9 protein-coding genes are annotated in these 10,210 nt (G+C 39.8%); 2 read left to right on the plus strand and 7 right to left on the minus strand.

All coding sequences use genetic code 11. The annotated features are described in order from the left end of the window. Positions 1–103: 103 nt before the first annotated feature. The 6 genes from WC639_05220 to pilM form a co-directional block, all read right to left on the minus strand. A complete protein-coding gene (locus WC639_05220; protein MFA6307177.1) occupies positions 104–487 on the minus strand; it encodes a response regulator in 384 nt (127 codons plus the stop codon). A gap of 81 nt (positions 488–568) precedes the next feature. Further along, positions 569–2,308, minus strand: a complete 1,740-nt coding sequence (locus WC639_05225; protein ID MFA6307178.1) for an ATPase, T2SS/T4P/T4SS family — start codon at positions 2,306–2,308, stop codon at positions 569–571. A 1-nt stretch (position 2,309) separates the two neighbouring features. Beyond that, on the minus strand, positions 2,310–2,672 hold the full coding sequence (locus WC639_05230; protein ID MFA6307179.1) for a hypothetical protein: 363 nt from the start codon (positions 2,670–2,672) through the stop codon (positions 2,310–2,312). A gap of 108 nt (positions 2,673–2,780) precedes the next feature. Next, complete coding sequence (locus tag WC639_05235; GenBank protein ID MFA6307180.1) at positions 2,781–3,458, minus strand: hypothetical protein; 678 nt, start codon at positions 3,456–3,458, stop codon at positions 2,781–2,783. Between the two features lie 2 nt (positions 3,459–3,460). Next, complete coding sequence (locus WC639_05240; GenBank protein ID MFA6307181.1) at positions 3,461–4,747, minus strand: hypothetical protein; 1,287 nt, start codon at positions 4,745–4,747, stop codon at positions 3,461–3,463. Between the two features lie 111 nt (positions 4,748–4,858). Beyond that, positions 4,859–5,890 (minus strand): type IV pilus assembly protein PilM, encoded by a 1,032-nt coding sequence (pilM, locus tag WC639_05245; GenBank protein ID MFA6307182.1) that lies wholly within the window; start codon positions 5,888–5,890, stop codon positions 4,859–4,861. Between the two features lie 194 nt (positions 5,891–6,084). On the opposite strand from pilM, the gene WC639_05250 reads away from it, so the two are divergent. Both WC639_05250 and radA read left to right on the plus strand, forming a co-directional pair. Then, complete coding sequence (locus WC639_05250; GenBank protein MFA6307183.1) at positions 6,085–7,320, plus strand: hypothetical protein; 1,236 nt, start codon at positions 6,085–6,087, stop codon at positions 7,318–7,320. Positions 7,321–7,329: 9 nt separating this feature from the next. Next, positions 7,330–8,679, plus strand: coding sequence for a DNA repair protein RadA (gene radA / locus WC639_05255; GenBank protein ID MFA6307184.1), 1,350 nt, complete (start codon positions 7,330–7,332; stop codon positions 8,677–8,679). Positions 8,680–8,722: 43 nt separating this feature from the next. On the opposite strand, the gene WC639_05260 is transcribed toward radA, so the two are convergent. After that, the coding region (locus WC639_05260) for an ATP-dependent DNA helicase RecG (GenBank protein ID MFA6307185.1) at positions 8,723–10,210 on the minus strand (1,488 nt) is incomplete at its 5' end.

Below are 10,210 nucleotides of genomic sequence, written 5' to 3' on the forward strand. Positions count from 1 at the left end.
TGGCCGTAGAACTTCGCTCGCTATTAAATTTTAACTTGATACCTTATATTTTTGGAAAATATTATTTATCCCCGGAGGGGGAAAACCTTTTTTAAAAAGGTTTTTAACCTTTATTCAGCATTTTTTTTATTTTATCAACCACTTCTGAAGGCATAAAATGCGCCTTGATTAAATAATCAGCCGCGCCGATTTTTAAGCCTTGCTCAATCTCATCTTTTTGGCTTAAGTTAGTTAAAAGTATTACCGGAATGTCGGCGGTCGCGGGGTCGGCTTTAAGCTGGCGCAAAACATCAAAACCGTTCATCTTGGGTAAAATAATATCCAAAAGAATTATATCCGGCGCCTCTTTTAGGGCGAGGCGAACGGCCTTTTCTCCGTCTTCGGCCATAATGACTTTAAAATTCTCCATTTCAAACTTAGTGGCATACATGCCCAATAAAAATGAATCATCTTCAACTAATAAAATTTTTATTTTAGCTTTTGGCATATAATTTATCATTAATTAATTAATTAATACATTATATTTATTTTTATCCCGCTTAGCGGGGAAAAAGTTTTCAAAGGTTTATTAAACATGAATAGTTCTTAAGACTTCTTCCATAGTGGTTAAACCCAATAAAACTTTTATTATGCCGTCTTGCTTCATGGTAATAAAATTCTGATTTTTCACTAATTCATCAAGCGTTAAATTATTCTTATTATTCATGATAATTTCTTTTATTTTATCATTAACATCAAGCACCTCGGCCAAAGCGATTCTGCCGGTATAGCCGGTTGCCCCGCAACGGGCACAACCCTGGCCTTTGTAAAATTTTATTTTTTTAAAATCAAAATCAGGTATCATCGCTTTAATAACCGCCGGCGGTATATTATCTAATTCTTCTTTAATTTCAGCCATGATATCATCCGGCAATTTATATTCTATTTTGCAATAGCCACAAATTTTTCTGCCTAATCTTTGCGCCAAGACGATGTTTAGAGTCGAACCCAAAAGAAAAGGCTCTACCGCCATATCTAAAAGCCTGGGGATAGCGCCTAAAGCATCATTAGTGTGTAAAGTTGATAGCACGAAATGGCCGGTTAAGCTGGCGTGAATGCCTAATTCAGCGGTTTCATTATCTCTTATCTCTCCCACCATTATAACATCAGGATCTTGGCGCAACAGCGAACGTAAGCCAGAGGCGAAAGTAAAGCCGATTTCCGGCCTAACTTGCGATTGATTAACTCCTTTTATAAAATATTCTACCGGATCTTCTAACGTAGAAATATTTATTCCTTCTTTATTCAAATCGGTTAAAATAGAAAAGATGGTGGTTGATTTGCCTGAACCGGTCGGGCCGGTTACCAAGAACATACCGTCGGTTTTTTCTAAACTTTTTTTAATCACTTTAAGGCCGGCACCCATGAAGCCCAATTCTTCTAAAGTCGGCGCGCCCCTGGTTACATCTAAAATTCTCATTACTACTTTTTCATCATCTAAAAGCGGCATAATAGAAATTCTTAAATCAATTTCTTTATCATTAATGCTTACCCTGATTCTGCCGTCTTGCGGCATTCTGGTCTCATCAAGTTTTAAATTGGCTAAAACCTTAATTCTGCCCACGATGGCTCCATGCACGCTTTTTGGCAAAATCAATGAGGTATGCAAAATACCGTCTATCCTATACCTGACTCGACTTTCATTCTGTATCGGCTCAATATGTATATCCGATGACCGGCCTTCAACCGCATGCCTGATAATTACAGAAACTATTTTTGATACCGGGGCCGACTTAGTAATCTCCTCAACTTCTTCTTTATTTATTTTTTTGCTGGCGCGTTCTAAAATTTCTTCCTCTTCTTTAGTTTTTAAGGCTTTAGATACTTCTTTGCCTAAGGTTTTATAATGCTTTAAGGCATGATCCAGGCTTAAAGCGGAAATTAAAAAATATTCCGGCTGCAAATTTTCTTCTTTGGCTAAAAAATCTATAGCCTCAATCGCTTTAAAATTTTCCGGATCGACCATGCCCACTTTCATTTTGCCTTTAGCGACTTCAAAGCAAACAATTTTATAATTTTCAGCCACTTCAGCCGGAATTAAATTTAATACTTGGTCGGGAATTTTCACTCCGATCAGACTATGATAATTGAAATTATATACTTTAGCTTTGAATTTTATTAAATTCTCAGCGTCAATCAGACCGCTTTTAATAAGCGCCTCTTCTAAGTTGCCGCCATACCCCGGCGACTTCTTGATTTTAACTAACTGCTCAGGGGTAATTAATTTATTTTGAACCAGCAAATTTATTAACTCTTCCGGCTTAGTCATATTAATTTGGCTTAAAAGGATTTCTTTTGCCAACCTCGGGCTGTTCTCTGATAATATACATATTTTCCCGTAAATTTTTGAATTTATCGCTGGAAAAAATGCTTAAATCAAGGCCGCTATTTTGATTGATTTTATTTAGATCCGAAGTTTGGCTCGGCGCGCCGGCCGCCTGATCATTAATTTCATTGGTTCCGGCGGCTGGGGCGTAATTATTAAGCGCGGCCGGAATATTGACGTTAGCCGGCCGGCGAGTTGTCAATCTTTTATTTTGATATAACATAAAACCCGTGCCGCTGGCCATCAAAAAAATAATAAAAATATAAATTGCCAATTTTTTCACTGATATTTTTTTCAGTACTAACATAAATTTATGCTTACCCCGTTAAATAATTCCGCCCCCAGAGAAATTTCCTCTTCGCGGAATTTAACGGGGTGAATTCCGCTAAATCGCATGACGCAAAAATAAAATTATTTAAGGAAGCAAATAATAGCTGTAAATATTTAACAGCGCTTGGTCTTTATCGGAATCAAAACTTATTCGGGCTATATCAAAAAGCCTTAAATTATTCTCAAAAGCTTTAACTATATTTTTTAAAATCGAATAATTGACCGAGCTTAAATTAACCTCTATCTTAATTAAGCCGACTCCGCTAGGCAATTGGTTAAAAATCCCCGCCGGCATATCTTTATTTTCTTTTGGTTGAGTTTCCGGAGCGGCTTTATCGCCGGAGCCCCGAGGCTCTATTTTTATCGAGGTCAAAATCGCGCTATTTCTGACAGCGATGGATTCAATCTCCGTAATTATGACGCTGGCGTCATCCATGGCCGGCACCATGACGGCGATCTTCGCTTTTTCGCCATCGCTGATTGATTGATATGATTTTTTTAAATCGCGGATAGAGCTTAAATAATTGAATTCAGCCTCATATTCAATCTGCAGATTATTTTTAGATTCTTGATTTTCTTTTAAAATTTGCCGATACTTTGGATAAACGAATAGGAATAAACCAACGACCAAAATAATAACGCCCAAAGAAAAAATAAAATAATTAAAATAATTAATTAAAAACCCGCTAATTTTAATTTTTAGAGCTTCGGTTTGTTTTTTATTTTCTTCTTCGCCAGCCGGCGATTTTTTTTTAATTTCCATAATTATTCAGTAAAAATATTCTTTGAAACGGAAAATTTTAGATTAAATTTCACCGAAGATTCATTTTTATCATCCCCTGTCGCCAAATCGCCGCCGTTAGCTTCAACGGAGGTTATTTTCTTGTTATTCTTAAGTACGCTGATTTGCTCGGGGATATTGCTATAATTAACGGCTGTGGCATTCATAGTATAATTACCGCCGGTGTCGCCGCTAAAATTTTTAAAATAAACGTCTTTAATCATATTATCTTCCAGAAAATTAAAAAAATTAGTCCAGTAGAGATGCTGTTTGAATATTTGAGTAACTATTTTTAACCGGGACTGAAAATCTAAAATTTCCTTAATACTTGATTCTTCTTTGCCGATGTCTTGCTCAAGCTGGGCAAATTTTTCGGCTTGCGCTAAATTTTTCGCCTGATTGCTTTTTTGATAAAATGCCAGGCCGTAATAAACCGCCCCGACGATAAAAATCGGCGCTAAAATCGCGCTCAATGAAATAGCGACCTTAGAGCGCCAATCGAAAAAATTTACAAGTTCTCCCTGGATTAAATTAGTCTCTAAAACGCGCTGCCTAACCTCGTTTTTATGGACTGGCTCGTTTTCTTTGATATTTATTTCTTTCACTTCGGCTGGTTTTTTCTCTTCTTGGATAAACGGTCGAGCGGGCGCCAACGGCTTAACTTCTGCCGGCTTAATTTCTTCAGCCTTTGGCGATTTAACTATTTTAGCTATTTCGTTTTTGCGAGCGCTTAAGGCGATTATCTTTCTCTTTAACGACTCTATTAGCCTGTCAAACCAATTATCCTTGGATTTTCCCGGTAATTTCGGCTCTAGTTTGCCTTCAACTGCCGGTTTAATATTAAAAATCTTACCAAGCTGGTCCTTATGCTCTTTCTCTCGGTTAAAAGCCCGCTGATAATCAATTAAAACTTCTTTAGGTTTAAGCTTTTTTTTAAATTTTTCACTAAAAATTTCTAAAAAATTTTTATCTTTTTCCTTCGCCGGCGGTTTTGAATATTCATGATGCTTTATTAAATTTAAAATTTCTTCGCGCGACTTTTTAATTTTGTTTTTATCAACAATATTATTTTTATCAACTACCGCGGCAGAGATTTTATTAATCGGCTTTTTTTTATTTAAAGACGGCCAAAAAGAGAAAAAAGAGCCTTTAGAGCTTTTGGCCTCTTTCCTAGGGTTAGACCAGGCTATGCGCTCTTTTTTATCGCCTTTATCTTTCGGCTCTTGATCATCGCCGTTTTTTTTGTTGTCTAAAAAATTAATATCGGACATATAAAGTTAAAAATTTAAAAATCAAAATGTAAAATTATTGTAAAATTATTTCGTAAAAAATTTTTATAAAATTTTTTACTCCATAATTTTGATTTTTACATTTTACATTTTCTATTCCATTTCCCTAAGCGCCAAGCCGATAGCTATGGCCATGCGCGGAGCGATTTCGTCTAACAGCGGCTTTAAATCCAAGGGGTAAGAAACCGTTGACCAGGGATTGCCGGCTACCACGTTAATATTTAATATTTTTGATAAATAATCAGTAAAATTCATAAGCAAAGCTGAACCGCCGCTTAAAATAATCTTATCCACTTTTTTATTGTTCTTATTTTGAAATAAATTTAAAGCATATTTTATTTCATTCACTATGGGCGAAATACTCTCAACAATGGTCCGGGGAATGGCGTTATCGGCCGAAGTGAACGAGCCGACGCCCAAATCATATTTAAATTGCTCGGCGCGCTCCAGACCGATGTTAAGGCTATGGCTGATAGCTTTAGTAATTGTCCAGCCGCCGATATCTATGCTTCTGTTTAAAGTTGGGATGCTCTGGTCAATAATCGTAAAACTGGTGGTTTTGGCACCGATTTCCACAACCATGGCCGTTGATTTATCATTGCCTAAAAGCGACCTAATCAACGCAAAAGTTTCAGTTTCCAGACTTAACAAATTTATTTGGGCACTTTTAAAAATTTCAATATAGCGCTTGACTAAAGTCCGCGGAGCGCCGGTCAATAAAACCTTCATGCTGTTCTTATTGGCGGCTTGGTCAATATTTTCTATTTTTTTCCAGTCTAAAATCATCTCTTCCGCCGGCAAAGGAATAACCTTTTTCGCCTCCCAATTGATGGCCGAAGGCAAATCTTTTTTACTAACGCCGGCCAAACTTATAATCGAAGAAAAAACGGAAAAAGTCGGTAAAGCTGAAACAGCCTTACGACTGGTTACGCCGGCTTCAGCACAAATTTTATTAATAATATCAGCTATTTTTTTAGGGTCAGTCTGATCTAAGTCATCTAAATTTTCGCTAAAACCATAAGTTAAAAGCATGGCTTTACCGCCTTGATTTTTTAACTCAACAATTTTAATGCTGGAGCTGCCGATATCTATGCCCAGATAACTTTCATTGGAAAATAAACTCATATAATAAAGATAAAATTATAAATCACTGGACTATCGCCGTATTTTTGACACTAGGCCTATTATATTATACAATTATATAATAATAGTGCCAAAGAATCAAAGGCTTAGCTGAATAAATTTCTACTATTATTATACCATAAAATTCCGGTTTAACAAAAATAGAAACAGCTTATAGCTATCTTAATATAAATTCCATGGATTTTTTTCAAAAATACAAAAAAATTTTTATCGCCCTTGGCTTTATTTTAATTGTTTTTATTTTAGGCTATCTGCTTTATGCTCTTTTTTTTAAACCAAGCTCCGCCCCTATTATTACAGAAGAGCCGGTCGCAACCAGCACTCAAGGCGGTTTACCTGTAGCTCAACCGGGCACAGGGCAAATAACGCCTTCCGACCAGCCACTTAGCGGCTTACCTGGAGAAACCGGGCAACTAAAAAGCAGCGCCATCGCTTTAGGCGGCTTGACCGAAACCCTTGAATTAAACCAAGCACCGAGCTTGGCGGCGACACTATCCGCCAACGGCAATGATCTGCAATATTATAATAAGCAAGACGGCAAATTTTACCGCCTAACCAAAGACGGCCAAGCCAGCCTGCTCTCGGATACGGCCTTTCATGAAGTGGAAAAAATTACCTGGTCGCCTGATAAAAATAAAGCTATTTTAGAATATCCCGACCAAGCAAAAATTATTTACGATTTTAACAACAAAGAGCAAATCAGCCTGCCTAAGCATTGGAAAGATTTTGACTTTTCTCCGGACGGTTCAAAAATTGTTTTAAAAAGCATGGCCACTGATCCGGCCAACCGCTGGTTGGCTATTGTTAACGATCAAGGCACTTCAGCGCAAAGAGTCGCCTCTTTAGGAGATAAAGATGATACGGTTTATCCTTCTTGGTCACCTAACAACCAAACCGTGGCCATGTACACCGAGGGCCTAAGCTTTGATCAGCAGGCGGTTTATTTTGTCGGCTTAAACGATGAAAATTTTAAATCTTTAACCATAGAAGGCCGGGGCTTTGAACCTAAATGGGCGCCGGCCGGCGATCGCCTGCTTTATAGTGTCTATTCAAACTCAAGCGACCTAAAGCCGGAGCTTTGGATAGCTAATGCCCAAGGAAATAATATCGGCGCCGGGCGAATAAAATTAAATATCCAGACTTGGGCGAATAAATGCGTTTTTTCTTCAAACGCCGATGTTTATTGCGCCGTGCCGGAAAGCCTTGAAGAAGGCGCCGGACTATTTCCCGACTTAGCTAAAAGCACTAAAGATAATCTATATAAAATTGATACTCAAACCGGCTTAAAAAAGTTAATCGCCATACCGAACGGCGACTTTACTATGTCCGATTTAATCGTCTCGGACAACGGCTATTATCTCTACTTCACCGATGTTAATACGGAAAAAATAAATAAAATAAAATTGAAATAATTTTTATAAATGTCGGCAAACAAAGTTCAAACGGTTTACGCCTGCTCCGCCTGCGACGCCCAATTCCCGAAATGGAGTGGGCGTTGTTTAGAATGCGGCGGCTGGGGCACTTTGCAGATGCAAACGGTTGACCAGAAAACCGCGGACAAAATGATAACGGCCGTGCCGGCGGAAGTAATTGATTTAGAAAAATTAAGCGATCAGCCGGAAAACCAGCGCTTGAAAACCGCTATTGAAGAATTGGACCGAGTTTTGGGAGGCGGCGTTATGCGCGGCTCTCTTATACTCCTGGGCGGCGAGCCGGGCGTGGGCAAATCAACCTTAGTCGCCCAAACCGCTGGCGCCTTAAGCCGAAACGGCCAAGTAATATACGCCAGCGGCGAAGAATCAGCCGGCCAAATAAAAGCCAGATTTGACCGGCTGGGAGTTAGGGCGGAAAATATTAAATTTCTAAACGAAACCAACGCGGAAAAAATTATCGCCACCATTAAGAAGCTTAAGCCGGCCTTGGTTATTATTGATTCAATTCAAACTATTTATTCTTCAAGCATCCTTGGCGAAGCCGGCAACATAAATCAAATCCGCGGCTCGGCGGTTAACTTCCTGGAAGCGGCCAAGACCGATAATATCGCCATTATCCTAATCGGCCATATTACTAAAGACGGCTCTTTGGCCGGACCGAAGTCGCTTGAGCATATTGTTGATACCGTGCTTTATTTAGAAACTGAAACTAACCGCGGCTATCGCATTCTGCGCGCCGCTAAAAATCGCTTCGGTTCAATTAACGAAATCGGCATCTTTGAAATGACTTCCGGCGGCTTTAAGGAAATCGCCAATCCTTCGGCAATTTTCATAGAATCTGGCCAAAATTTTACCGGATCGGTAATCAGTTGTATTATGGAAGGCACGAGGCCATTTTTAATTGAAGTCCAAGCTTTAGTCACAAAAACCGTCTTCGGCTATCCGCAGAGAAAGGCCTCGGGCTTTGATTTAAACCGCTTATCGGTTTTAATCGCGGTTTTAACCAAGCGCGCCGGCCTGAATTTAAATAACCAAGATGTAATACTGAATGTAACCGGAGGCTTAAAAATAACCGAGCCCGGCTTGGATTTAGCTGTTTGCGCCGCTATCGCTTCCTCTCTCTTAAACCAGCCTTTAAGCCGGCAAACTTTGGTTTTAGGCGAAGTTGGCTTGGGCGGAGAAATAAGAAACGTCTCCAGATTGGAAACGCGTCTTAAAGAAGCGGAAAAATTAGGCTTTAAAAAAGCGGTCCTGCCGCCGGTTAAAATTAAATCTCAAAAAATGAAAATTTTTGCCATCAGCAGCGTGGCTGAATTAATAAAAATTTTAACTAAATAATAACTAAGCCATCCGCGGCTCGTGCAAATCGCGAAGCCGTTTTTTATTCCAGATGAACTGATTTTTCCCATTCACCCAGTTTTTCTTTCAAAGCCGGCCATTTATTCAAGCCGGCATCTTCGCTTACTAATTTAACGGCCCAATAACGAGCCTGCTTCATTAAAGCATAATCAAACAGCGAAGCCATTTTGAGTTCGGGAAAGCCTTTTTGCGCCGTGCCGTAAAATTCTCCCGGGCCCCTGAATTTTAAATCAAGTTTTGCCAATTCAAAGCCGCTTGAGCAGTCAACCAGCGCTTTAAGCCTGGCTAAAGTCGGCTCCGCCTGGCTGTCGGCAAAAAGAAAACAATAAGATTGATGAATACTGCGGCCAACCCGGCCGCGAAATTGATGCAGTTGCGCTAAGCCAAAGCGGTCAGCGCCTTCAATTATCATAACCGAAGCGTTAGGCACGTCCACGCCAACTTCCACGACCGAGGTTGAAACAAGGATATCAATTCTTTTAGCTTTACCCGCTGAAGCTTCAGCGAAGGCGGACATAATTTTTTCTTTGGCCGCCGGCTTCATCTTGCCGTGCAACTTGCCGATGGTTAAATCGGAAAAAATTATTTTAGATAGCTTCTGATATTCATTTTCCACGGATTTAACGCCCAGCTTATCCGACGGATCTATTAAAGGGCAGATAACGAATACCTGCCGGCCGGCTTTAACCTGGGCGCGGATAAATTCGTAAGCCGCGGTGCGCTTGATCTCCGGCACCACTTTAGTTATTATTTTCTTCCGGTCTTTAGGCATCTCGTTTAAAACCGACAGCTCTAAATCGCCGTATAGAGCTAAAGCCAGGCTGCGCGGAATCGGCGTAGCAGTCATACTTAATAAATGCGGCACCAACCGTTCTCCCTCTCCTTTGCAAGGAGAGGGTTGGGGTGAGGTATTTTTTAAAAGCATTTTCCTCTGCTCCACTCCAAATCGATGCTGTTCGTCAATAATCGCCAAAGCCAAATTATTAAATTTAACATCTTCTTGGATTAAAGCATGCGTACCGATAATGATGTCGGAATTTTCCACAATATCAGCGGCATTTAATTTTATTTTTTGGTTATTGGAATTTGGGATTTTTTTGGTTATTGGAATTTGGGATTTGAAAATTTTCTTTTGACTTCTCGTTACCAGCCCCACTTTTACGCCAAAACCCGCCAGAAGCCTAGAAACAGTCTCAAAGTGTTGTTTGGCCAGTATTTCCGTGGGCACCATTAAGACCGCCTGCTGGTTATTTAAAACAACGTTAAGCATGGCGATAATCGCGACCAGCGTTTTGCCGCTGCCCACATCGCCTTCTAAGAGCCTTGACATAGGCTTGTCTTTTGCCAGGTCGCGCAGAATTTCCCAGGCCGCTTTTCTTTGAGCGTCGGTAAGCTTAAAAGGCAAACTGCCCACGAATTTTTTAGTTTCCTCTTCGTAGAACTTGGCGGCCGGCGCTACCGACAGGCTTAAACTTTTTTTTACCAGTTGCGACTGCAATTGAATTAAAAA

This window comes from Patescibacteria group bacterium, assembly GCA_041662965.1.
In the GTDB taxonomy this organism is placed as follows: Bacteria; Patescibacteriota; Patescibacteriia; order Patescibacteriales; family GWC2-42-12; genus JACPHD01.

Excerpts from the sequence above, each read along its gene's own strand:
- WC639_05220 (MFA6307177.1), bottom strand. The coding sequence starts at position 487 with ATGCCAAAAGCTAAAATAAAAATTTTATTAGTTGAAGATGATTCATTT.
- WC639_05225 (MFA6307178.1), bottom strand. The coding sequence starts at position 2,308 with ATGACTAAGCCGGAAGAGTTAATAAATTTGCTGGTTCAAAATAAATTA.
- WC639_05230 (MFA6307179.1), bottom strand. The coding sequence starts at position 2,672 with ATGTTAGTACTGAAAAAAATATCAGTGAAAAAATTGGCAATTTATATT.
- WC639_05235 (MFA6307180.1), bottom strand. The coding sequence starts at position 3,458 with ATGGAAATTAAAAAAAAATCGCCGGCTGGCGAAGAAGAAAATAAAAAA.
- WC639_05240 (MFA6307181.1), bottom strand. The coding sequence starts at position 4,747 with ATGTCCGATATTAATTTTTTAGACAACAAAAAAAACGGCGATGATCAA.
- pilM (MFA6307182.1), bottom strand. The coding sequence starts at position 5,890 with ATGAGTTTATTTTCCAATGAAAGTTATCTGGGCATAGATATCGGCAGC.
- WC639_05250 (MFA6307183.1), top strand. The coding sequence starts at position 6,085 with ATGGATTTTTTTCAAAAATACAAAAAAATTTTTATCGCCCTTGGCTTT.
- radA (MFA6307184.1), top strand. The coding sequence starts at position 7,330 with ATGTCGGCAAACAAAGTTCAAACGGTTTACGCCTGCTCCGCCTGCGAC.